The following is a 21,005-nucleotide window of genomic DNA, read 5'->3' on the forward strand; positions in this document are numbered from 1 at the left end:
GGACAGGAGTTCCGGCCCGGACGGGAGTTCCGGCCCGGACGGGAACTCCGGCACGCTCGACGGAGGGCCCACGCGGCCGGACCGCTTCCGCACGGAGCGCGTGCCCCGCGAGCCCTCACCCCCCTCACGGCCGCGGCCGGGCCGGGTTCCCCACCACGGTGGCGCCGGCCGGAACGTCGCGCGTCACCACGCTGCCCGCCCCGACGATCGCGTCGTCGCCGATCGTGACCCCGGGGAGGATGATCGCGCCGCTGCCGATCCAGACATTGGCGCCGATCACCACCGGGCGGGCGAATTCCAGCATCTGCCGGCGCTGGGCCGGGTCGCGCGGATGATCGGGGGTCAGGATCTGCACGGCCGTGCCGATCTGCGTCAGGTCGCCGATCGTGACCGACATCACGTCGAGGATGCTGCACCCGAAGTTCAGGAACACGCCGCGGCCCAGGCTGATGTTGTAGCCGTAGTCGCAGTGGAACGGCGGCCGGATGTTGCAGCCCGGGCCGACCCGCGCGAAGGCCTCCTCCAGGAGCGCCTGCCGCTCGGGCTGGCTCCGCGACTGCGCGGCGTTATACCGGTCCATCCATTCCGAGATGCGCCGGTTGTCGGCGGCCAGTTCCGGGTCGTCGGCACAGTACAGCTCGCCCGCCAGCATCCTCTGCTTCTGGGTCTTCACGATCTCTGTGTTCATGGTGGGGACCTCCCTCCGGCCGCGTCGGACCCTAGCTATGCGTACAGATGTACATATCAAGGCCGCGCGCGTCACGGCCCGGCTGCCCTGAACCGGATCCGAGGAGGTCCCCTTGCCCGCCGCCCAGCGCCGTTTCGACCCGGATCGCCGGGCGCGCATCATCCGGGCGACCCTCGACGTCGTCGCCGAGCACGGCGTCGCCGGCACGACCCACCGCCGGGTCGCGGCGGCGGCCGACGTGCCGCTGGGCTCCATGACCTACCATTTCGACAGCCTCGACGCGCTGCTGACGGAGGCGTTCACCGGGCTCGCCGACACGGTCTCGGCGCGGTTCGCCGACCGGCTCGCTGCGGCCGCGACCGTCGACGAGGCCTGCGAGGCCGTGGTCGACCTGATCGTGAGCGACCTCTGGGCGAGCCCGCGCACGATGCTGCTGAGCTACGAACTCTACGCCTTCGCGGCCCGGAACCCGCCGCTGCGCCGGGTCATGCAGGACTGGATGGCCAAGAGCCGGGCCGCCCTGGAACGGCACTTCGCGCCGGAGACCGCCAAGGCCCTCGACGCCATGATCGAGGGCCTGACGATCCACCGCTCGGTCGACCCGCAGCCGGCGGATCGGGCGCAGGTGCGGGCGATCGTGGAGCGGCTGGTGCGGTAGGGCCGCACCCGTCCCCGCACCCGTCCCCGCACCCGGCCGGGGACGCCGCGCGCCGGCCCCTCAAGCGATCGTGATCGCCGGCCGGACAGGTGCCGAATGCCGCACGGTGCCGGCAAGGAATCAGCAACCGTCGCGCGAGCAGGTTCGCCCCGATGCGTGCCGAGGGCGCGCCCGGGCGCGGTCCGCGCCGGTGGTGGGGAACCCTGGGGCCGATGCAGATTGACGCGACCCGCCCGGCCGCGCCGCCGGATCCCGCTCCGCACCGGGCCGCGGGCGAGCCTGCACCCTGGGACGGGGGCCCCGGCTTCGGGCAGTGGCGTCTCGATCCGCGGACCCGCCGGGTGACCCGATCGGCGAGTCTCGCGCGGCTGCTCGGGACGCCCGGCGCGTGCGACCTGCCGCTCGCCGAGCACGTCGCGTGCTATCATCCGGACGACCGCGCCGCCCTGGTCGCGCGGCTCGAGGGGATCCTGGGAGGAAGCCGGCCGGCAATCCCCTACCAGGCGCGGGCCCGCATCGTCCGCCCGGACGGGACCGTGCTGGACGCGATCATCCAGGGGCTGCCCGAGTTCGGGCCCGAGGGCGCGCTCGTCGCCTTGCACGGCCTCATCCTCGACGTGACCGACCTCGTCCGGTCGGAGCGGCGGGCGCGCGAGACCGACATGATCCTGCGCGGCACGCTGGACAGCTTGGACCAGGGCCTCGTCGTCCTCGACGCCGACCAGCGGGTGCGCGCGTTCAACCGGAGCGCCGCGGACCTGCTCGACCTGCCGGACGACGTCCTGCGGGCGGGCGTCGCCCTCCCGGACATCCGCGCCTACCAGCGGGCCCGCGGCGACTGCGCGGCGGCCGGGTCCGATCCGGGTCTCGGAACGGGCGCGCGCGCCGGGCTGCCGCCGCTGTTCGACTGGCGCCTGCCCGGCGGCCCGATCCTGGAGGTCCGGTGCGCGGCCCTGCCGGACGGCGGCACGGTCCTGACCTTCGGCGACGTGACCCAGAACCGGATCGCCGAGCGGGACCTGGAGGAGAGCGAGCGCCGCTACCGGCTGCTGGCCGAGAACGCCACCGACATCATCATCTGGTCCGACCTGACCGCCCGCCGCCGCTACGTCTCGCCGGCGGTGCGCGCCGTCCTGGGCTACGACCCGCAGGAGCTGATCGGCACCCATCCCCTCGACTTCGTCCATCCCGACGAGGTCGGCGCGTACCGCCGCGTCCTCGACGACCTCACCGGCGGCCGCGCGTCCCGCGCCCTGACCTCCCAGCGCTACCGGCACCGGGACGGGCACTGGGTCTGGGTGGAGATCTCGTTCAGCCTGACTCACGATCGGGCGACCGGCGCCCCGGACGGCTACGTGGCGACCCTGCGCGACGTGAGCGCCCGCAAGGCCGCGGAGGACGCCCTGCGGTTGAGCGAGGCCCGCTACCGCGCCCTGGCCGACGCGCTGCCGCAGCTCGTCTGGATCGCCAGCACGGAGACCGGCGACGCCTCCTACGTCAACCGGCGCTTCGAGGATTACTACGGCCCGATCGGCCCGACGCGCGCCGCCCGGATCGCCCGGACGCATCCCGACGACACGGAGCGGATGGAGCGGCTGTGGTCGGAGGCGCCCGCCCGCCGCGCGCCCTACGAGGTCGAGGGCCGCCTGCAGCGGCACGACGGCGCCTACCGCTGGCACAAGATCGTGCTCCTGCCGATCTGGCAGGGCGAGAGCATGGTGGGCATGCTCGGCACCGCCCTCGACATCGACGAGATCGTCACCGCCCGGCGCGCCGTGGAGGATGCCAGCAGCCTGCTGCACCTCGCCCAGCAGGCCGCCCATGCCGGGACGTGGCACCTCGACCTCGACAGCGGCCGGATCGAGTGGTCCCCCGAGAGCGCGCGGCTCCACGGCATCGAGACCGACCGGAACCACGCCCTCGACACCCGGGACTGGCTCGCCCTGATCGACCGCACCGACGGCGAGCGGGCGCTGCGGATCGCGGCCGCGGCCGCGGCCGCCGGGCAGACCTTCTCGATCGAGTTCCGGGTCCCCACCGCGGACGGCGGGGTGCGCTGGATCAACGGCGTCGGGCGCGGCGCGCCCGGGCAGGCGCGGCGGATGATCGGCCTCAACATCGACGTCACCGCCCGCAAGGCCGCCGAGGCGGCGCTCCTCGCCGCCAAGGCGGCGGCCGACGCCGCGCGCCTGGAGGCGGAGCGGGCGAGCGCGGCCAAGAGCGAGTTCCTCGCCGCCATGAGCCACGAGATCCGCACGCCGCTCAACGGGGTGATCGGCTACGCCGACCTGCTCCTCGACGGGACGGATCTCGGACCGTCGGCGCGCCGGAACGCCGACCGCATCCGCACCGCCGGGGCCGCGCTCCTGACCGTGGTCAACGACGTCCTCGACTTCTCGAAGGTCGAGGCCGGGCAGATCGAGATCGTGCCCCGGCCCTTCGCCCTGGAGGCGCTGATCGACAACGCGGTGTCGATCGTGCGCCCCTCCGCGGAGCGCAAGGGGCTCGCCCTCACGCTCGCCCAAGGCCCGGGCCTGCCCGACTGGGTCGAGGGCGACGAGGACCGCCTCCGGCAGATCCTGCTCAACCTGCTCAACAACGCCGTGAAGTTCACCGCGTCGGGCGGCATCGACCTGTCGGTCCGGGTCAGCCCGGACGCGATCGGCGGGACGCGGCTGCGCTTCGCGGTCCGCGACACCGGCATCGGGATCCCGACCGACAAGTGCGACCGCCTGTTCCGGCGCTTCTCGCAGGTCGACGGCTCGATCAGCCGCGAGTACGGCGGCACCGGGCTGGGGCTCGCCATCTCGAAATCCCTCGTCACGCTGATGGGCGGGACGATCGGCGTCGCGAGCACGGTCGGGCACGGCTCGACCTTCTGGTTCGAGGCCGACCTGCCCGCCGCCGTCCCGCCGGCCCGCGCGACCGCGCCGGCCTCGGCGATCGCCCGCGCGACCGGCCGCCGCCTGCTCCTGGCCGAGGACGTGCCGCTCAACCAGGACCTCGCCCGGATGATCCTGGAGCGCGCCGGGCACGCGGTGGACGTGGTGGCCGACGGGGTCGCCGCGGTGGCGGCCGTCCAGGCGCGGTCCTACGACGTCGTCCTGATGGACGTGCAGATGCCCGTGATGGACGGCATCGCGGCGACCCGGCGGATCCGCGCCCTGGGCGGCGCCGCCGGCCGCCTGCCGATCCTCGCGATGACGGCGAACGTCCTGCCGCAGCAGGTGGCCGAGCTGCGCGCCGCCGGGCTCGACGACCATATCGGCAAGCCGTTCCGCGCGGACGCGCTGCTCGCCGCGATCGACCGGTGGGCGGCCCCTCGCGCCGAGCCGCCGCGCCGCGCGGGGACGATCGACCGGGCCACCCTGGACGAGATGACCGCGATGGTCGGCCAGGCGCGCATGGGCGACCTCCTGGCGATGCTGGCGAAGGAGCTCGCCGAGCGGTTCGGGCCGGCGGCGACCGACGGCGACCGGACGCGGCTGATGGGGGACGCGCACGCCATGGTGTCGGCGGCCAGCATGATCGGCTTCCTGGATCTGGCCGCGACCTGCCGGGCCTTCGAGACGGCCTGCCGCGCGGGCGAGGACGTCACCGCGCTGCTGGCCGCGCTCCGGGCCCAGGCGGCCGCCACGATCGACGAGATCGCCGCGCTGCGCGCGGCCTGAGCGGGGGCGCCGCCGGAGCCGGCCCGCGGGTTTTGCACGCCCAAATTCTCGTCTCCCAGGCACGCGGCGGCGAGGAACGATCTTCCAGCCGGCGGTCCCGCGGCGGCGGGCGCCCGCCGGGCCGCGACTCCGGGACGACGATGGCGGGCGCCTCCGGCGAGGGCGGTTCGGAGAACGGCACCGGGTATCGCGCGCGTCCGGGGAGATGGATATTCCGGCGCGCGCGGTCCGCGCACCGCCGCGGGCGGCTGCCCGGGACCCGCGCACCGCCGCGGGGGCCGCGGCGCGAGGCGGATCCCGGGCGCGACCCGGGCAGGGCGCGGGCCCTTGCCTTCGTGGCCGAGCTCGGTCGACCCTGCGCCCGGCCGCCCGAGTCGCCCCCGCACCGGGCCGGCCGAATGGGGGACATCTCATGACATCTGCCGGTCCGCACCGCCGCGCCGTCGCGCTGGCCGCCCTGGCCGCCCTGGTTCTCGGCGCGCCGTTCCCCGGCACCGCCCGCGCGGCCGACCGGGAGGTCACCTTCGCCCACCAGGACATGGTGGTGCCGTTCCGCGCCCTGATGGCCTCCGGGGCGATCGAGAAGGCGACCGGCTACACGATCCACTGGCGCAAGTTCGGCGGCGGCGGCGACGTGATCCGCGCCATGGCCTCGGGCAGCGTCCAGATCGGCGAGGCGGGGTCGAGCCCGATCGCGGCGGCCGCCTCGCAGGGGCTCGACATCCAGCTGTTCTGGATCCTCGACGAGATCGCCGACGCCGAGCAGCTCGTGGCCCGCGCCGGCAGCGGCGTGACGGGCGTGGCCGACCTGCGCGGCAAGACGGTCGCGGTGCCGTTCGTGTCGACCGCGCATTACCAGCTGATCGCCGCCCTGGCGGAGGCCGGGCTCACGCAGGCCGATGTCCGGATCCTCAACATGCGGCCGCCCGAGATCGCCGCCGCCTGGGAGCGGGGCGACATCGACGCGACCTTCATCTGGGACCCGGTGCTCGCCCGGGTGAAGAAGTCCGGCACCGTGGTGGTCTCGGCCGGCGACCTCGCCCGCCGGGGCAAGGCGACCTTCGACGGCCTCGTGGTCGACCGGGCCTGGGCGGCGCGGAACCGGGACTTCCTGGTGACGCTCATCCGGCTGATCGCCGCCCAGGACGCGGCCTACGCCGCCAGGCCCTGGGGCGCCGACGCGCCGGAGGTGGCGGCGGTGGCCCGGATCAGCGGCTCGGCGCCCGCCGAGGTGCCCGCGAGCCTCGCGGCCTACCGGTTCCCGACCCTGGAGGCGCAGGCCTCCCCGGCCTGGCTCGGCGGCGGCGCCGCCAAGGCCCTCACCGAGACCGCCGCCTTCCTGAAGGCGCAGGGGCGCGTGCAGGCGCTGGCGCCCGACTACGCCCGGTTCGTCACGACGGAGGTCGTGGACGCGGCCCGGAAATAGCCTGTCCCCGGACCGGAGGGCCCATGATCGAGATCCGCAACCTGAGCGTCCGCTACGGGCAGGGCGCCGACGCGGTCGCCGCGCTGTCGGGGATCGACCTGACCATCGGTCCCGGGGAGTTCGTGGTGGCGCTCGGCGCCTCGGGCTGCGGCAAGACCACCCTGCTCTCGGCGATCGCGGGATTCCTGGCGCCCACCGAGGGCCGCATCCTCCTCGACGGCGCGCCGGTCCGGGGTCCGGGAGCCGAGCGGGGCGTGGTGTTCCAGCGCCACGCCCTGATGCCCTGGCTGGACGTCGCCGAGAACGTGGCCTTCGGACCGAAGATGCGGGGCGTGCCCCGGGCGGAGCGGCGGCGGATCGCCCTGGCGACGCTCGACCTCGTCGGCCTGCCCGACTGCGCCGACCGGAAGGTCTACGCGCTCTCGGGCGGTATGCAGCAGCGGGTCGGCCTCGCCCGGGCGCTCGCCGGAGACCCGCGCGCCCTGCTGATGGACGAGCCGCTCGGCGCGCTGGACGCCTTCACCCGCGAGCAGATCCAGGAGCTGATCCTCCGGATCTGGCACCGGACCGGCAAGATGGCCTTCTTCATCACCCACGACGTCGAGGAAGCGGTGTTCCTCGCCACCCGGCTGGTGATCATGAGCCCGCGGCCCGGCCGCATCGTCGAGACGCTGGACCTGCCCTTCTCCCGGGCGTTCGTCGAGGGCCGCGACGCCCGGGCCGTGAAGTCGGACCCCGCCTTCATCGCCGTGCGCGAGCGCGTGCTCGCGCGCATCCGGAGCGGCGCCGCCGCGGCACCGGAGGCCGTCCGATGAGCGGTCTGCCCCGCGCCGCGCCGGACGCGGTCCCGGACGCGGTCCCGGACGTGATCCCGGACACGGCCCCGGCCCCGGCTCCGGCGGCGGCCCCGCTGGCGCGCACCGGAATCCGCCGCCGCGGTGGGATCCTGGTGCCGACGGTCAGCGCCGCCACGGTGCTGGCAGCCCTCGGCCTCTGGCTGGTCGCCACCCGTGCCGGCTGGGTGAAGCCGCTGTTCCTGCCGCCGCCGGAGGCGGTCCTGGCGGCCTTCGGTCAGGCCTGGCGCGGGGAGATCGACGGCGCCCCGCTCGGGCTCCACATCGGCGACAGTCTCCTGCGCGTCCTCGGCGCCTTCGCGCTCGCCGCCCTGGTGGGCATCCCGGCCGGGCTCGCCATGGGCACGAGCCGGATCGCCCGGGGCATCCTCGACCCGCCGATCGAGTTCTACCGGCCGCTGCCGCCGCTCGCCTACCTGCCCCTGATGATCATCTGGTTCGGGATCGGCGAGCTGTCGAAGGTGCTGCTGATCTTCCTCGCCTGCCTCGCCCCGGTGGCGCTCGCCGCGCGGGCGGGGGTGCGCTCCGCCTCGGTCGACCAGATCAACGCCGCGCGCGCCCTCGGGGCGAGCCGCTGGCAGGTCCTGCGCCACGTGGTCTTCCCGGCGGCGCTGCCGGAGATCCTGATCGGCCTGCGGATCGGCATGGGCGTGGGCTGGACCACCCTGGTGGCCGCCGAGATGGTGGCGGCCCAGGCCGGGCTCGGCCAGCTCGTCCTCAACGCCTCCAATTTCCTGCGCACCGACGTGGTGGTGATGGGCATCCTGCTGATCGGCCTGTTCGCGGGCCTGTTCGAGCTCGGGATGCGGGGCCTGGAGCGCGTGCTGGTGCCCTGGAAGGGCCGACACTAGCGCCGCCGCAGCACCCGCTTGAGCCGGCTGCCCGCGTGCGGATCGACGTAGTGCAGCAGGGCCGTGGCCCGGATCGCGTCGGACGCGCAGGGCTCGTTCGTGTGCAGCGAGCGGTAGCCCCAGAAGAAGTAAAGGCTTCCCGGCTTCAGCGACAGGCGGATCACGCGGTCGCTGCCGCGGTCGTAGGCGCGGGTCAGGAGCTTCTGCGCGAGCGGATTGTCGACCAGCGCCTTGTCGACGAGGTTGCGGAGGTAGCTCCGACGCAGTGCGCGGGTGTTCGGGTGGATGATCAGGCGCCCCGGAGTACCGTGGTCCGGCATCGTGACGGGGACGAGGGCCGTGAGCACGTACGAGTCGAAGTGGAAGCGCATCGAGTGCGTCCTGGCGCCATGTCCCGCCAGACAGCGCAGGATCTGGTAGTAGCCGACATCCGGCGCGGGCCGTCCCACGGCGCTCTCGTAGATGCCGCGGCACAGGGCGTTGAAGGTCGGGTCGTCCGGCAGGGCGGCCAGGAACGTGCCGCCGAGATCCTTCGTCCCGGTGAAACCCGCGTACTCACCGCCCTTCGCGGCGACCGCCCGCGCGACGAAAGCCTGCGCCACGCGCAGGTCCTCCGGGCTCACGTAGTCCTCGAGAACCGCGTAGCCCTGTGACGTGATCTGCTGCGCGATCGCCCCCGCCACGGCGCCGGAGGGGACCTTGAACATGTAGCTCATGGGACCGAACCTTGCCGACCCGAGCCAGACGACACCTGAGAGCCGGTTCGAACGCCATCAGGCGCATTATCTGAGCCGATAGAGTCGGATTCGTCAATCATTCATCTGGATAAATAGCTGCACAAGATGGCGCAAGTTGCGCCATTACTGCACAGGCCGCCGGGACGAAGGGGGCTATGGGTTCACGGCGCGGCGGCGGATGGGTCCGCGCGGAGACCCTGCGGATCGGAGGAACGGGCCGGCCCGCGCGCGGCTCTGCATCCACGTCCGCGTCCCGACAAGATGTGGGGCCCACCAGGCAGCGGACGTGGAGGTCGGCAGAACCAACCCGTCCTTGATCGCGTCGGCCCGCTCGCCGGTCGCCCTCATTTGATGCGCTCGCTGCGCTGACGAACCGCGTCCAGCGCTCACGCGGACGCGCAGGGCGCGCAAGCTCCGGCCCGGACCGGGACGTCCCGGGCCCCTCGGCCAGGACGCGGGGCCTGCATGCGGGGCTTGGACGCGGGGCGTCGCGCCGTCCCCGCCGGCGGAGTCAGGTGTCGGCCAGTGGAGGGACGGCACGTCGCGGCGGCCAGCAGAAGAAAATTCCCTTCGAGTCCGCCGCTCAACTCTGATGGAAGCCTAGGTCGGGCGAACCGGGCACGGCGAGACAACACATATATTTGAATACAAGATCTTTACGGGAATTTGTATTAGGCTATAACGGATTTTGCAGGATCACAATCGTCGCGCAGCGTCGCCTCTGGTTGCGGTGAGATCGGGGAGGTCTCGGATGGACCACGCGGACGACGTCGTATCCGAGGCGGCGCTCGTCGCGGCGCTCGAAGCCTCGGGCGGCGTCGGCTTCTGGATGTGGGACATCCTCCGGGACGAGGCGCGGGCCGATCCGGTGAGCGCCCTGCTGTTCAACATCAGCCCGGCCCGGTCGCGGGTCGGGGTCAGCCTCGCGGAGCTCTTGAAGGCCGTCCATCCGGACGATCAGCCCCACATCTCGCAGGTCATTCTGGACTGCGTCCGGACCGGCGGCTCCTACACGGCGGAGTACCGCGTCTGCTCGCCGGAAGGGCGGCTGCGGTGGCTGTTCACCCGCGGGCACTTCTACCTGGACCAGGACGGGCGACCGACCACCGGACGGGGCGTGATCGTCGAGATCTCGGACAGCAAGGCGGCCGGCGCGGCTTTCGCGGAGCGCGACGGGGACACGATCGACGACGCCCTCAGCCGCACCGCCGACCTCTGCCTGTCGCTGCACAACACGGTCTCGGTGGTCGGCGACACCGCCCTCGTGGCGCTGACCGAGACGCTGCTCCTCGAGATCGGCAAGCGCCTCGCGGAGCGCCAGCGCGCCGAGCGCAGCGGCGGCCTGCACTGAGCGGGGCAGCTGCCGGAGGTCGCGGATCGTCCGCTCGATGCGCGCCGCCCCGGCCTCGTCGACCGGCACCGGCCGGCCGGTCTCGTGCGGCCCGTCCGGGAGCGGCGGCCCCCCGCCTGCGACCTTCCGACCGGAACTTGGCCGTGCGGCACCCGTGTTTGCCGGTTGAATGAGCCCCGCGCTCGCAACTGCTGAGAGGTGAACGCCATGACCATGGACGCCCGCGAGATCTACGTCACGGCCCTGAAGAACACCCATGCTGTGGAGATGCAGGCGCTGCAGATCATGGAGCGGCAGGTCGAGCGCCTGGAGCGCTATCCTGAGATGGAGCAGGCCCTGCGCCGCCACATCGAGGAGACGCACGGGCAGCGCCACCGGCTGGAGGAGGCGCTCCAGAGCCTGGGCGACAGCCCCTCGACCCTCAAGGAGGGCTTCCTGGGCTTCGTCGGCAACATGATGGCCCTGGGTCACACGCCGGCCCAGGACGAGATCCTGAAGAACACCTACGCCAACCACGCCTTCGAGAATTTCGAGATCGCCGCCTACGAGTCGCTGCTCACCATCGGCGACGCCGCCGGCAAGCAGGGCCACCGGACGGCGTTCGAGCAGTCCCTCAAGGAGGAGCAGGCCATGGCGGAGGCGGTGCGCAAGCTGATCCGCCCGACCACCGAGCGCTATCTCTCCCTGACGGTATCCGGCGCCAAGGCCGACCGCTGAGGTCCCGCCGTCCCCGCCCCGAGACCGGGCGGGGACGGCCTCCCGTACCACTTTCGCCCGCTACCCGAGCCACGCTGACCCAGTCTGATCGCGCGCCCATGGACATCGGAAGCCGCCCATCGACGGACAGTCCCCGGCCGGAGCCGGAAACCGCCGGCGGGGCCCTGGGGAGGGGATGCGTCCACCTCTGCGTGGACATGCAGCGCATGTTCGCCGAGCCCACCGACTGGCAGACCCCGTGGATGAATCGCGTCCTGCCCCATGTCTGCCGCCTCGCGGCGGCGCATCCGGAGCGGACCCTCTTCACCCGCTTCATCCCGGCCGCCCGGCCGGGCGAGGGCCGCGGGACCTGGGCGACCTACTCGCGGCGCTGGGCCGGCATGACCCGGGAGCGCCTCGACCCGGGCCTGATCGACCTCGTCCCGGACCTCGCCCGACTGGCTCCGCCCGCCGAGATCGTCGACAAGACCGTCTACTCGCCCTGGCTCGAGACGGGTCTCGACGCGCGCCTGCGCGCGCGGGGGGTCGACACGCTGATCGTCACAGGCGCCGAGACTGACGTCTGCGTGCTGGCCGCCGTGCTCGGCGGGGTCGATCTCGGCTACCGGATCGTGCTGGCCACCGACGGCCTGTGCAGTTCCTGCGACGAGGCGCACGACGCCCTCCTGCTGATGTACCGGATGCGGTACGGCCACCAGGTCGAGACGATGACGACCGCCGAGATCCTCGACCGCTGGCACTGAGCCGGCCACGCGCCCTCCCGCCGCGCCCGAGCATCCGATCTGTAATGGCCAAGCTCAAGGCGAGTTCTCGGCCCGGCTCCGCCGGCCACCCCGGCTCACGAACACTCGATCCGTGCGGCCGCGCACGCGAAAAACAGTCGCGGCGCATGAACCGGTGGCCGGTGAGACCGTTATGTTCCTGAACAGGGTTCCGGAGGAAAGGTTATGGCCAAGCACGAGATCCTCGGCTACTTCGAGCACCGCCGCGACGGGGCCTGGGTCTGCGTCCGTCCCTTCACCCTGACCACGCGGGACGCGAGCGTCGACATCCGCCAGGGCATGCGCTTCGACTACGGCAAGCGCGTCGGGGGCGTCGATCTGGCCGAGTACCTCGAGCGCCTGGGTTCGCAGTTCGGTTCCTGAGGCGCGGTCACGCGCGAGCCGCAGATCGCAGACCCTTCGACGCGGCGCCGGGGGTGACCCCTGCGCCGCGCTTCGTCGTTCCGAGCGCCGCTCAGGCGCCGCCCCACTGCATCGTCAGGCCGCCATCGACCACCAGGGTGTGGCCGGTGACGTAGGCGGCGTCCTCCGAGGCGAGGTAGAGGATCGCCCGGGCGATCTCCTCGGGCTGGCCGGCCCGGTGCCACGGGATCCGCTCCAGGGACTCGTCGAGAACCTCCGGCTTCTCGAACCGGTCGGCGGTCATCGGCGTCTCGATCAGGCCCGGGGCGACGCTGTTGACGTTGATCCGGTCCTCCGCGAGTTCGCGCGACAGGGACCGGCAGAGGGAGCCGAGCCCGGCCTTCGACATGCCGTAGGGGGCGCTCTCCGGCGTGGGCAGGTGCTGGGCCACGGAGGAGACGAACACGATCTTTCCGTTGCCGCCCTGGGCCCGGCGCATCCGGATGAAGGGGCGGGCGCAGAACAGCGGCCCCATGAGGTTCACCCGCAGGATCCGCTCCAGCACCGCGTCGTCCATCTCGGCGACCGGCATCCCGCTCATGGCCTGCCCGGCATTGGCCACGAGGATGTCGAGGGTGCCGAACTCGCTGCCGATGCGGTCGAAGGCCGCCGTGACCGCCGCCGGGTCGCCGACGTCGAGCTGGAGCACCAGCGCCCGCCGGCCCGCGGCCTCCACCCGCGCGGCGGTCTCGCGGATGCCCTCCGCGTCGCTGTGATAGGTGATGGCCACGTCGGCGCCCGCGCGGGCGAGCAGTTCCGCGGTCGCCTGCCCGATGCCGGAATCGGCCCCGGTGACCAGGGCGCGGGTGTCGGTGAAGCGCATCGCGGATCTCTCGCTGACGCCGCCGTCGCGGCGGGGTGCCTGGGCAATGGGCGCCGCCCGGGCCGGTTCCGGGCGCGCGCAGCCGCCGCAGGGGAACCCGATCCGGGTTCGCGTCTTTGACGCCCCGCCGCCGCATGGCCTAGTGAGGTCGCATGTCCCTCGAAGATACGACCCGCTCGCTCGCGGAGGAGTGCGCGCCCGACACGCGGAGCCGCATCCTCGCGACGGCGGGCACGTATTTCCGCGAGATCGGCTACCAGAAGACGACCGTGGCCGACATCGCCCGGACGCTGAAGATGAGCCCGGCCAACGTCTACCGCTTCTTCGAGTCGAAGAAGGCGATCAACGAGGCGGTGCTGGAGCGGCTGATCGGCGAGAGCGAGGCGGTGATCCTCGGCATCGCCGACCGGCCGGGCCTCGACGCCACCGCGCGCCTCGCGGCGGCGATCGAGGCCCTGCATCGCGACTCCACCCGGCGCTGCGAGACGTTTCCCCGCCTGCACGAGATGATCGAGGCGGCGATGGCGGAGAGCTGGGACGTCTGCCGCCACCACGTCGCCCGGATCACCGCCGGGTTCGAGCGGATCATCCGCGACGGGGTGGCGCGGGGCGAGTTCGAGGCGGCCGATCCCGCCGAGGCGGCCGCCTGCGTCCACGTCGCCATCGCCCGCTACACCCACCCGCTGCTGGTGGGCTGCTCCACCCTCCAGCCGGTGCCGCCCATGGCGGCGATGACGGCGTTCCTGCTGCGGAGCCTCGCGCCGCGCGGGTCGCTCCCGTAGCGCGCCGCCTACTCGGAGGCCGGTCCCGCCTCCGGCGCCGGCTCGGAGGCGCTGGGCTGCGGCCCGTCATAGCCCTCGATCACCAGGATCTCGGCCTCGACGCCGCCGCGCTGCTTGGCCTTGGCGGCCTGGTAGAGGTCGGAGTTCCAGCAGGCGAGGGCGTCGGCGTAGCTCGGGAACTCGATCACCACGTTGCGGGACCGGGCCGGGCCCATCACCGCCTCGTGGGCGCCGCCGCGCACGAGGAACCGGCCGCCGAACTTGGCGAAGGCCGCGCCGTTGGCCGCCACGTAGTCCTTGTAGGCCTCCGCGTCGCGGACATCGACCCGCGCGATCCAGTAGCCCTTGGTCATGCTGCGTCTCCTGCCCTGCGGAGCGAAGTGGGACCGCTCCGCCCGAAGGCAATCCCGCTCGGATCAGGCGAGGTCCGCCACGATCGCCCGCGCCACCGCGCGGGGGTCGGCGGCGCCGGTGATCGGGCGGCCGACCACCACGTGGTCGATCCCGGCCCGGCGGGCATCGCCCGGCGTCATGACCCGCTTCTGGTCGCCGGCCGCGGCGCCCGCCGGGCGGATGCCCGGGGTGACGATCAGCCGGTCCGGACCGACGACGTGCCGGACCGCGCCCGCCTCGGCGGCCGAGCAGACGAGGCCGTCGATGCCGATCTCGGCCGCCTGGGCGGCGCGCTTGGCGACGAGCTCCGCCACCGGCAGGCCGTAGCCGGCCTCCGCGGCGTCGGCGTCGTCGTAGGAGGTGAGCACCGTCACGGCGAGGATCCTGAGTCCCGCGCCCCGGCCGCGGACCGCCGCCCGCATGGTCTGCGGGTAGGCGTGGACGGTGAGGAAGGTGGCGCCGGAGCCCGAGGCCGAGCGCACGCCCTCCTCGACGGTGTTGCCGATGTCGTGGAGCTTCAGGTCGAGGAAGACCTTGAGCCCGCGGGCCGCCAGCCGCTCGGCCAGGGCGAGGCCTCCCGCGTATCCGAGCTGGTAGCCGATCTTGTAGAAGGTCGCGGCGTCGCCGATCCGGTCGATCAGCGCCTCGGCGGCCTGCACGCTCGGCAGGTCGAGGGCCACGATCAGGCGGTCGCGGGGGTCGGCAATCTCGGTCATCGGCGCGTCCTTCGGGGGTCGCGGCACGGATCACGCGCCGGCGATGCCTGTCAATGCGGGCGGGTCCGGGCGACGCCGTCCCCGACCTCCCGTGCGCGCCCCGCCTCGCGCGCCGTCCTTGCGAGCGCAGCGAAGCAATCCAGGGCGGCGCGCCGGTCTCGGATTTGATGTGTCGCTGGATTGCTTCGCTGCGCTCGCAAAGACGGGCGCGACCCTTCAGTCCCGAGGGATATGGGATGCGCATGTCGTCGCTGCCTGGACGAGGCCCCTCATCCCGCCATCACCCCGCCATCACCCGCGCCACCTCGGCGCGCAGCACCGGCAGCAGCTCCGCCTCGAACCAGGGCTCGCGCTTCAGCCAGCCGTTGTTGCGCCAGGACGGGTGGGGCAGGGGGAGCACCCGGGGGCGGCGCGGCTCGGCCAGGATCTCCCGCCAGCGCCGCACCGTCCCGGTGAGGCCGCCCTCCATCCGCCCGAGGTGCCAGCCCTGCGCGTACTGGCCGATCACCAGGATCAGCTCCAGATCCGGCAGGCCGGAGAAGAGTTCCGCCCGCCAGCGCTCGGCGCATTCCCGGCGGGGCGGCCGGTCGCCGCCCTTGGCGTCGAGGCCGGGGAAGCACGACCCCATCGGCACGATGGCCACCCGGGCGGGATCGTAGAACCGCGCCGCGTCGAGGCCGAGCCAGGCGCGCAGCCGCACGCCCGACGGGTCGGTGAAGGGCTGCCCGGTGCGGTGGGCGCGGGTGCCGGGGGCCTGGCTGGCGATGCAGAGGCGGGCCGTGGCCGAGCCCTGGACGATCGGCCGGGGCTCCTGGGGCAGGTGCGGCCCGTAGCGCGGCGTGTCGCGGCAGAGGCGGCAGGCGCGCAGGCGCGCGGCGGTGTCGTCGAAGGCGGGCATGGCCCGGAGATGGCGTCGCGGCGCGCGAAAAAGAAACGGCGCGGTGTCGCGCCGCGCCGTCGTCAGTCGGGTCTCTTGCCTTGGGGGGAAGGCCCACCCTTCCTACGCCGATCCGGGCCGGCGGAACGTGCGTTTCCTCACGCGCCCTTCACGCCGGAGAGGTCGAGCGGCAGCGAGCGCAGGCGCCGGCCGGTCGCGGCGAAGACCGCGTTGGCGATCGACGGCCCGAGCACGGGCACGCCCGGCTCACCGATCCCGGTGGGCGCCGCCTGGCTCGGCACGATGTGCACCTCCACCTTCGGCATCTCGCTCATCCGGGTCGGCTCGTAGGCGTCGAAATTGTGCTCCTGCACCTGCCCGTCCTTGAGGGTGATGCGGTTGCGCAGCACCGCCGACAGGGCGAAGCCCACCGCGCCCTCGACCTGCGCGCGGATCACGTCCGGGTTGACCGGAACGCCGACATCCACCGCCGCCACGATCCGGTTGACGCGGATCGCGGCGTCGTGCGCCGTGACGTCGGCCACCATGGCGACGTAGGAGCCGAAGGATTCGTGGACCGCCACCCCGAGGCCGCGGCCCTGGTCCTGCGGCTTGGCGCTCCAGCCGGCCTTCTCGGCGGCGAGCTTGAGCACGCCGGACAGCCGCGGCGCCTGGGTCAGGAGGGAGAGCCGGTAGGCGACCGGATCGACGTTGGCGGCGTGGGCCAGCTCGTCGATCATCACCTCCATCACGTGGGCCGTGTGGGTGTGGCCGACCGAGCGCCACCACAGGACCGGCACGCCCTCGCGGCCGTTATGGACGCCGAACCGGTAGGCCGGCAGCGCGTAGGCGGTGTCGGAGGCGCCCTCCACGGTGGTGGCGTCGATGCCGTTCTTGACGATCATCGCCTCGAAGGGCGAGCCGATCATGATCGACTTGCCGACCATCACGTGGTCCCAGCCGACCACCGCGCCCTTGCCGTCGATGCCGGCCCGGACCCTGTGCAGCACGGTCGGGCGGTAATAGCCGCCGGCCATGTCGTCCTCGCGGGTCCAGACGAGGTGGAGCGGGGCCTTCTCGCCGGACGCCTTGAAGACGGTGGCGGCTTCCGCGAGGTAGTCGGCGGTGGGCGTCGCCCGGCGCCCGAACGAGCCGCCGGCCCAGTTGCTGTGCAGCCGGACCCGGTCGGCCGTCACGCCGAGGATCGCCGCCATCGTGGCCTGCTCGACGGTCTGGAACTGGAAGCCCGCGTAGACGTCGTAGCCGCCGTCGGCCCCCTTCTCGATCGTGGCGTTCAGGGGCTCCATCGCCGCGTGGGCGAGGTAGGGGAAGGTGAACTCGGCCTCGACGACCTTGGCGGCGCCCTTGAGCGCCGCCTGCGGGTCGCCGCGCTCGGAGGCCGTCAGGCCGGGACCCTTGGCGCGCTCGCGGTACTCGGCCAGGATCGCGTCGGACGAGCGGGTCTCGGCGGTGCTGTCGTCCCAGGCGACGGTCAGCGCCTCGCGGCCCTTCATGGCCGACCACGTGTCGCGGGCGATCACCGCCACGCCGGTCGGCACCTGCACCACGTCGAGGACGCCCGCGACCTTCCGGGCGGCCGCGGCGTCGAAGCTCTTCACGGTGGCGCCGAAGCGCGGGGCCCGGGCGACGAGGGCCGTGACCTGGTTCGGGCGGCGGATGTCGAGGGAGTAGACCGCCGTGCCATTGGTCTTGGCGACGGAATCGAGGCGCGGCACCTTCTGGCCGATCAGCGTCCACTCGCTCGGGTCCTTGAGCCGCGGCTCGGACGGCACCGGCAGCGAGGCGGCCGAGGCCGCGAGCTCCCCGAACCGGGCCTGCCGGCCGGACGGAGCGTGGCGCACGAGACTGTCGGCGACCGTGATCTCGGAGACCGGCACCTTCCAGCGGAAGGCGGCCTCGGCCATCAGCATCTCGCGGGCGGCCGCGCCCGCCTTGCGCAGCTGGAACCAGGAATTGGCCACCGCGGTCGAGCCGCCGGTGCCCTGGATCGGGCCCATCAGGCTGTTGTTGTAGAGCGCCGCGTCGGCGGGCGCGAACTCGGTGCGGACGTGTCGCCAGTCGGCGCCGAGCTCGTCGGCCAGGATCGTGGCGAGCCCGGTCGTGTTCCCCTGGCCCATGTCGAGGTGCTTGATCACCACCGTGACGGTGTCGTCCGCGCCGATCCGCACGAAGGCGTTGGGCTGCGCCTTCACGTCGGCGAGGTTCGGGCCGGCGGCGGCGCGGGCGGGTTTCGGGTCGAGCCGGAACGCGACCACGAGGGCGCCGGCGCCCGCGAGCAGGCCGCGGCGGCTCGGACGGACGGGGAGGGGGTTCGGTCGACGGGCGTTCAGCATGGCGGCGAGGCTCCGGTCGGGACCGCGGGGGAGGGCGGGAAGGTGGGCGCCGGGACGGATCAGGCGAGGCTGCGCGCGGCTTCGTGAATCGCCGCGCGGATGCGCTGATAGGTGCCGCAGCGGCAGATGTTGCCGTCCATGGCGCCGTCGATATCGGCGTCGGTGGGCTTGGCGTTGCCCGAGAGCAGGCCGATCGCCGACATGATCTGGCCGGACTGGCAGTAGCCGCACTGGACCACGTCGAGCTTGCGCCAGGCCGCCTGGACGGCCTCGGCCACCCGGCCCGACACGCCCTCGATGGTCGTCACCTGCGCCGCGCCGACATCGCCCAGCCGCGTCTGGCAGGCCCGGACCGGCTGGCCGTCGAGGTGGACCGTGCAGGCGCCGCACTGCGCGATGCCGCAGCCGTACTTGGTGCCGGTGGCGTCGAGCCGGTCGCGCAGCACCCAGAGCAGGGGCATGTCGGGATCGGCGTCGATCGCGTGCGCGACGCCGTTGACGGTGAGATTCGGCATGGTCGGCGACCCTCTCTCGACGCGCGTGTCCGGGCGCCCCGGATCGCGGCGTGCGACCGCGCTCGGGCCGGCGGGCCTCCACCCGAGACTAGCGGGCGCGGGCCCCGACACGATGTGCGGCACCGCACGTCGATCCGGCGGCACGACAGTCTCGATACAGCCCGCGATGCTTAAGATTGCAGGGATGTCGGCAGCCGCTTCTTAACATATCCGCCCCATCCTCACGGAGTGCTTCCCCGCCACCGCCGCCCGTCCGCGCATTCGAGCCGAGTTTGAAGACGCGCATGTCCGATCTCACCGTCGAGATGGTCCAGCGCGGTCGCGGCCCCTCGACGGAGGAGGCGGCGCGCCGCCGCGGGGTCGCCCGGGAAATCCGCTCGGCCCGGGAGAAGCTGACCTCGCGGACCGGCCTCGAACGGGCCTTCGACTACGAGCTGCTGCGCCACTACGCCCAGTACCGGGTCGGCGCGGGCATCCCGCTGGTGGGGTTCGCGGCGGTGCTGGCCGCGGCGTCGACCTTCTGGATCGCGCCGCCGGTGGCGGCGATCTGGGCGCTCGGCGTGGTCCTGATGATCTCGCTCAACACGACGTTGAGCCGGCGCTTCCTCCGCGCCGACCCGGCGACGATCCCGCTCGCCCGCTGGCGCCGCCGCTTCCTGGTCGGCGAGGTGCTGCAGAGCCTGTCGTGGGCCGCGATGATCGGGCTCGGAACCACCGGCGGCTGGACCTTCGCGCTGTTCGGCCTCGTCATCGCCTCCGCGGTCACCACCATGCTGGCCGCGACGGTGCCGCTCGCCGCCGTCGCCGCCCTGGTGCCGCTGGCCCTCGCCACCGCCTCGCTCGCGGCCTTCTCCCGCGGGATGGACCTGCTGATGCTGGTGGTCATGGCCGGCGGCGCGCAGGTCTTCTTCCTCGGCCTGTCCCGCCGCCTCTACACCTCGACGGTGGGCGCCCTGCGCTCCCGCGCCGAGAAGGACGCGGTGTTCGGCGAGTTGGAGCAGGCCAAGGCCAATTCGGACGAGGCCCGCCGCCGGGCCGAGGAGGCCAACCTCGCCAAGTCGCGCTTCCTCGCCACGATGAGCCACGAGCTGCGCACGCCGCTCAACGCCATCCTGGGCTTCTCGGAGGTGATGAAGAACGAGGTGTTCGGCACCCATACGGCGCCGTCCTACCGCGAGTACTCGCACGACATCCACGACAGCGGGATGCACCTCCTGAACCTGATCAACGAGATCCTCGACCTGTCGCGGATCGAGGCGGGGCGCTACGAGCTGAACGAGGAGCCGGTGCAGCTCGCCCACGTGGTCGAGGAGTGCCGCCACATGATGGGCCTCCGGGCCAAGGCGAAGAACCAGACCTTCCACGACCTCGTCGACGGCTCGCTGCCGCGGCTCTGGGCCGACGAGCGGGCTCTGCGCCAGATCGTCCTGAACCTCCTGTCGAACGCCGTGAAGTTCACGCCCCCGGGCGGCGAGATCTGGCTGAAGGTCGGCTGGACCGCCTCGGGCGGGCAGTACGTCTCGGTGAAGGACAGCGGCCCGGGCATCCCCGAGGACGAGCTCGGCACGGTCCTGTCCTCGTTCGGGCGCGGCTCGCTCGCGATCAAGACCGCCGAGCAGGGCTCCGGCCTCGGCCTTCCGATCGTGAAGGGCCTCGTGGAGCTGCACGGCGGGCAGTTCCAGCTGTCCTCCAAGCCCCGCGAGGGCACCGAGGTGGTGGTGACCCTGCCGGCCGCCCGGGTCATGGACACGCTGCCGCCGGTCGAGGTCGAGCCGGACTTCGTGGGCCCCGTGCGCGGCCCCCTCAACCGCGCCGCCTGAGCGGCCCGTCGGGCCGCGGGCCCCGGCTCAGCCGAGACCGCCGAGGGCGCAGACCCGCGCCCACTCGGCCTCGGTCACCGGCTGCACCGACAGCCGGGAATTGTTGACCAGCACCATGTCGGCGAGCGCCGCGTCGGCCTTGATCGCCTCGAGCGTGACCGGGCTCGGCAGCGCCCGCACGGCCCTGACGTCGACCATGCCGAAGCGGCCGGTCTCGTCGGTGTGGTCGGGATAGTAGGCGCGGATCACCGCCACGATGCCCACCACCGCCTTGCCCTCGTTCGAGTGGTAGAAGAAGCCCTCCTCGCCGACCTGCATGGCCATCAGCTGCTTCTTGGCGAGGTGGTTGCGCACGCCGTTCCAGTGCGTGCCGGCCTCCCCGGCCGCGACCTGCTGATCCCACGACCAGGTCGCGGGCTCGGATTTGAACAGCCAGTACGCCATCGCTGAAGTCCCAGTAGACCGCCCGGCCGGGCGGCGCGCCCCGCCATAGCCCAGCTTCGCCTCCCGGGAACAGGCCGGTCCGGCCCCGGCCGCGCGCGGGACCGGCGGTCAAGCAGAACCCGCGTAGAACGCCGCAGCTCTGCT

At 73.1% G+C, this 21,005-nt stretch carries 20 protein-coding genes; 11 read left to right on the forward strand and 9 right to left on the reverse strand.

Annotation, left to right across the window (positions count from 1 at the left end; translation table 11 throughout):
- Nucleotides 1–124 precede the first annotated feature (124 nt).
- A complete protein-coding gene (locus LXM90_RS14595) occupies nucleotides 125–688 on the reverse strand; it encodes a sugar O-acetyltransferase (protein WP_020093202.1) in 564 nt (187 codons plus the stop codon).
- 112 nt (nucleotides 689–800) lie between these two features.
- Here LXM90_RS14595 and LXM90_RS14600 point away from each other — a divergent pair, with 112 nt between their 5' ends.
- The 5 genes from LXM90_RS14600 (at nucleotide 801) to LXM90_RS14620 (ending at nucleotide 8,148) form a co-directional block, all read left to right on the forward strand.
- On the forward strand, nucleotides 801–1,346 hold the full coding sequence (locus LXM90_RS14600) for a TetR/AcrR family transcriptional regulator (protein WP_020093203.1): 546 nt from the start codon (nucleotides 801–803) through the stop codon (nucleotides 1,344–1,346).
- A gap of 212 nt (nucleotides 1,347–1,558) precedes the next feature.
- Nucleotides 1,559–5,017, forward strand: coding sequence for a PAS domain S-box protein (locus LXM90_RS14605; RefSeq protein WP_020093204.1), 3,459 nt, complete (start codon nucleotides 1,559–1,561; stop codon nucleotides 5,015–5,017).
- A 412-nt stretch (nucleotides 5,018–5,429) separates the two neighbouring features.
- A complete protein-coding gene (gene tauA, locus LXM90_RS14610; protein WP_020093205.1) occupies nucleotides 5,430–6,443 on the forward strand; it encodes a taurine ABC transporter substrate-binding protein in 1,014 nt (337 codons plus the stop codon).
- A gap of 23 nt (nucleotides 6,444–6,466) precedes the next feature.
- Complete coding sequence (locus LXM90_RS14615; RefSeq protein WP_020093206.1) at nucleotides 6,467–7,258, forward strand: taurine ABC transporter ATP-binding protein; 792 nt, start codon at nucleotides 6,467–6,469, stop codon at nucleotides 7,256–7,258.
- The gene (locus LXM90_RS14620; RefSeq protein ID WP_020093207.1) at nucleotides 7,255–8,148 is read left to right on the forward strand and encodes an ABC transporter permease subunit; all 894 of its coding nucleotides are present in this window, start codon (nucleotides 7,255–7,257) and stop codon (nucleotides 8,146–8,148) included. The genes LXM90_RS14615 and LXM90_RS14620 overlap by 4 nt, the downstream gene beginning before the upstream one ends.
- On the opposite strand, the gene LXM90_RS14625 is transcribed toward LXM90_RS14620, so the two are convergent.
- Nucleotides 8,145–8,864 carry a hypothetical protein gene (locus LXM90_RS14625; RefSeq protein ID WP_020093208.1) on the reverse strand — a complete coding sequence of 240 codons (720 nt, stop codon included), beginning with the start codon at nucleotides 8,862–8,864 and terminating at the stop codon, nucleotides 8,145–8,147. The genes LXM90_RS14620 and LXM90_RS14625 overlap by 4 nt on opposite strands.
- A 772-nt stretch (nucleotides 8,865–9,636) precedes the next feature.
- Between LXM90_RS14625 and LXM90_RS14630 the strand changes: the two genes are divergently transcribed.
- The 4 genes from LXM90_RS14630 (at nucleotide 9,637) to LXM90_RS14645 (ending at nucleotide 12,098) form a co-directional block, all read left to right on the forward strand.
- Nucleotides 9,637–10,236 (forward strand): PAS domain-containing protein, encoded by a 600-nt coding sequence (locus LXM90_RS14630; protein WP_020093209.1) that lies wholly within the window; start codon nucleotides 9,637–9,639, stop codon nucleotides 10,234–10,236.
- Nucleotides 10,237–10,443: 207 nt separating this feature from the next.
- The gene (locus tag LXM90_RS14635; protein ID WP_020093210.1) at nucleotides 10,444–10,953 is read left to right on the forward strand and encodes a ferritin-like domain-containing protein; all 510 of its coding nucleotides are present in this window, start codon (nucleotides 10,444–10,446) and stop codon (nucleotides 10,951–10,953) included.
- A gap of 98 nt (nucleotides 10,954–11,051) precedes the next feature.
- Entirely contained in the window at nucleotides 11,052–11,696 is a 645-nt protein-coding gene (locus tag LXM90_RS14640) for a cysteine hydrolase family protein (RefSeq protein ID WP_081636479.1), read from the forward strand.
- A 204-nt stretch (nucleotides 11,697–11,900) separates the two neighbouring features.
- Nucleotides 11,901–12,098: a hypothetical protein gene (locus LXM90_RS14645; protein WP_012318739.1), complete on the forward strand. Its 198-nt coding sequence runs from the start codon at nucleotides 11,901–11,903 to the stop codon at nucleotides 12,096–12,098.
- A 91-nt stretch (nucleotides 12,099–12,189) separates the two neighbouring features.
- Here the strand turns inward: LXM90_RS14645 and LXM90_RS14650 are convergent, their stop codons facing one another.
- Complete coding sequence (locus LXM90_RS14650) at nucleotides 12,190–12,960, reverse strand: SDR family NAD(P)-dependent oxidoreductase (protein ID WP_020093212.1); 771 nt, start codon at nucleotides 12,958–12,960, stop codon at nucleotides 12,190–12,192.
- Nucleotides 12,961–13,112: 152 nt separating this feature from the next.
- On the opposite strand from LXM90_RS14650, the gene LXM90_RS14655 reads away from it, so the two are divergent.
- Nucleotides 13,113–13,742, forward strand: a complete 630-nt coding sequence (locus LXM90_RS14655; RefSeq protein ID WP_020093213.1) for a TetR/AcrR family transcriptional regulator — start codon at nucleotides 13,113–13,115, stop codon at nucleotides 13,740–13,742.
- A gap of 8 nt (nucleotides 13,743–13,750) precedes the next feature.
- Here the strand turns inward: LXM90_RS14655 and LXM90_RS14660 are convergent, their stop codons facing one another.
- The 5 genes from LXM90_RS14660 to LXM90_RS14680 form a co-directional block, all read right to left on the reverse strand.
- Nucleotides 13,751–14,095, reverse strand: coding sequence for a DUF1330 domain-containing protein (locus LXM90_RS14660; RefSeq protein ID WP_020093214.1), 345 nt, complete (start codon nucleotides 14,093–14,095; stop codon nucleotides 13,751–13,753).
- Nucleotides 14,096–14,158: 63 nt separating this feature from the next.
- Nucleotides 14,159–14,851, reverse strand: a complete 693-nt coding sequence (pyrF, locus tag LXM90_RS14665; RefSeq protein WP_020093215.1) for an orotidine-5'-phosphate decarboxylase — start codon at nucleotides 14,849–14,851, stop codon at nucleotides 14,159–14,161.
- Between the two features lie 280 nt (nucleotides 14,852–15,131).
- A complete protein-coding gene (locus tag LXM90_RS14670; RefSeq protein WP_020093216.1) occupies nucleotides 15,132–15,749 on the reverse strand; it encodes a uracil-DNA glycosylase family protein in 618 nt (205 codons plus the stop codon).
- Nucleotides 15,750–15,886: 137 nt separating this feature from the next.
- The gene (locus LXM90_RS14675) at nucleotides 15,887–18,082 is read right to left on the reverse strand and encodes a xanthine dehydrogenase family protein molybdopterin-binding subunit (RefSeq protein WP_020093217.1); all 2,196 of its coding nucleotides are present in this window, start codon (nucleotides 18,080–18,082) and stop codon (nucleotides 15,887–15,889) included.
- Between the two features lie 59 nt (nucleotides 18,083–18,141).
- Complete coding sequence (locus LXM90_RS14680; protein WP_020093218.1) at nucleotides 18,142–18,597, reverse strand: (2Fe-2S)-binding protein; 456 nt, start codon at nucleotides 18,595–18,597, stop codon at nucleotides 18,142–18,144.
- 284 nt (nucleotides 18,598–18,881) lie between these two features.
- On the opposite strand from LXM90_RS14680, the gene LXM90_RS14685 reads away from it, so the two are divergent.
- Entirely contained in the window at nucleotides 18,882–20,417 is a 1,536-nt protein-coding gene (locus tag LXM90_RS14685; RefSeq protein ID WP_020093219.1) for a sensor histidine kinase, read from the forward strand.
- 27 nt (nucleotides 20,418–20,444) lie between these two features.
- Here the strand turns inward: LXM90_RS14685 and LXM90_RS14690 are convergent, their stop codons facing one another.
- The gene (locus LXM90_RS14690; protein ID WP_020093220.1) at nucleotides 20,445–20,861 is read right to left on the reverse strand and encodes an EVE domain-containing protein; all 417 of its coding nucleotides are present in this window, start codon (nucleotides 20,859–20,861) and stop codon (nucleotides 20,445–20,447) included.
- Nucleotides 20,862–21,005 lie beyond the last annotated feature (144 nt).

This window comes from Methylobacterium oryzae (genome assembly GCF_021398735.1).
GTDB lineage: Bacteria > Pseudomonadota > Alphaproteobacteria > Rhizobiales > Beijerinckiaceae > Methylobacterium.

What these genes read in the sequence shown, in the direction of transcription:
- LXM90_RS14690 (WP_020093220.1), bottom strand. Translation starts at nt 20,861, where the DNA reads ATGGCGTACTGGCTGTTCAAATCCGAGCCCGCGACCTGGTCGTGGGAT.
- LXM90_RS14660 (WP_020093214.1), bottom strand. Translation starts at nt 14,095, where the DNA reads ATGACCAAGGGCTACTGGATCGCGCGGGTCGATGTCCGCGACGCGGAG.
- pyrF (WP_020093215.1), bottom strand. Translation starts at nt 14,851, where the DNA reads ATGACCGAGATTGCCGACCCCCGCGACCGCCTGATCGTGGCCCTCGAC.
- LXM90_RS14675 (WP_020093217.1), bottom strand. Translation starts at nt 18,082, where the DNA reads ATGCTGAACGCCCGTCGACCGAACCCCCTCCCCGTCCGTCCGAGCCGC.
- LXM90_RS14635 (WP_020093210.1), top strand. Translation starts at nt 10,444, where the DNA reads ATGACCATGGACGCCCGCGAGATCTACGTCACGGCCCTGAAGAACACC.
- LXM90_RS14670 (WP_020093216.1), bottom strand. Translation starts at nt 15,749, where the DNA reads ATGCCCGCCTTCGACGACACCGCCGCGCGCCTGCGCGCCTGCCGCCTC.
- LXM90_RS14655 (WP_020093213.1), top strand. Translation starts at nt 13,113, where the DNA reads ATGTCCCTCGAAGATACGACCCGCTCGCTCGCGGAGGAGTGCGCGCCC.
- LXM90_RS14650 (WP_020093212.1), bottom strand. Translation starts at nt 12,960, where the DNA reads ATGCGCTTCACCGACACCCGCGCCCTGGTCACCGGGGCCGATTCCGGC.
- LXM90_RS14630 (WP_020093209.1), top strand. Translation starts at nt 9,637, where the DNA reads ATGGACCACGCGGACGACGTCGTATCCGAGGCGGCGCTCGTCGCGGCG.
- LXM90_RS14595 (WP_020093202.1), bottom strand. Translation starts at nt 688, where the DNA reads ATGAACACAGAGATCGTGAAGACCCAGAAGCAGAGGATGCTGGCGGGC.
- LXM90_RS14640 (WP_081636479.1), top strand. Translation starts at nt 11,052, where the DNA reads ATGGACATCGGAAGCCGCCCATCGACGGACAGTCCCCGGCCGGAGCCG.
- tauA (WP_020093205.1), top strand. Translation starts at nt 5,430, where the DNA reads ATGACATCTGCCGGTCCGCACCGCCGCGCCGTCGCGCTGGCCGCCCTG.
- LXM90_RS14685 (WP_020093219.1), top strand. Translation starts at nt 18,882, where the DNA reads ATGTCCGATCTCACCGTCGAGATGGTCCAGCGCGGTCGCGGCCCCTCG.
- LXM90_RS14620 (WP_020093207.1), top strand. Translation starts at nt 7,255, where the DNA reads ATGAGCGGTCTGCCCCGCGCCGCGCCGGACGCGGTCCCGGACGCGGTC.
- LXM90_RS14605 (WP_020093204.1), top strand. Translation starts at nt 1,559, where the DNA reads ATGCAGATTGACGCGACCCGCCCGGCCGCGCCGCCGGATCCCGCTCCG.
- LXM90_RS14615 (WP_020093206.1), top strand. Translation starts at nt 6,467, where the DNA reads ATGATCGAGATCCGCAACCTGAGCGTCCGCTACGGGCAGGGCGCCGAC.
- LXM90_RS14680 (WP_020093218.1), bottom strand. Translation starts at nt 18,597, where the DNA reads ATGCCGAATCTCACCGTCAACGGCGTCGCGCACGCGATCGACGCCGAT.
- LXM90_RS14625 (WP_020093208.1), bottom strand. Translation starts at nt 8,864, where the DNA reads ATGAGCTACATGTTCAAGGTCCCCTCCGGCGCCGTGGCGGGGGCGATC.
- LXM90_RS14645 (WP_012318739.1), top strand. Translation starts at nt 11,901, where the DNA reads ATGGCCAAGCACGAGATCCTCGGCTACTTCGAGCACCGCCGCGACGGG.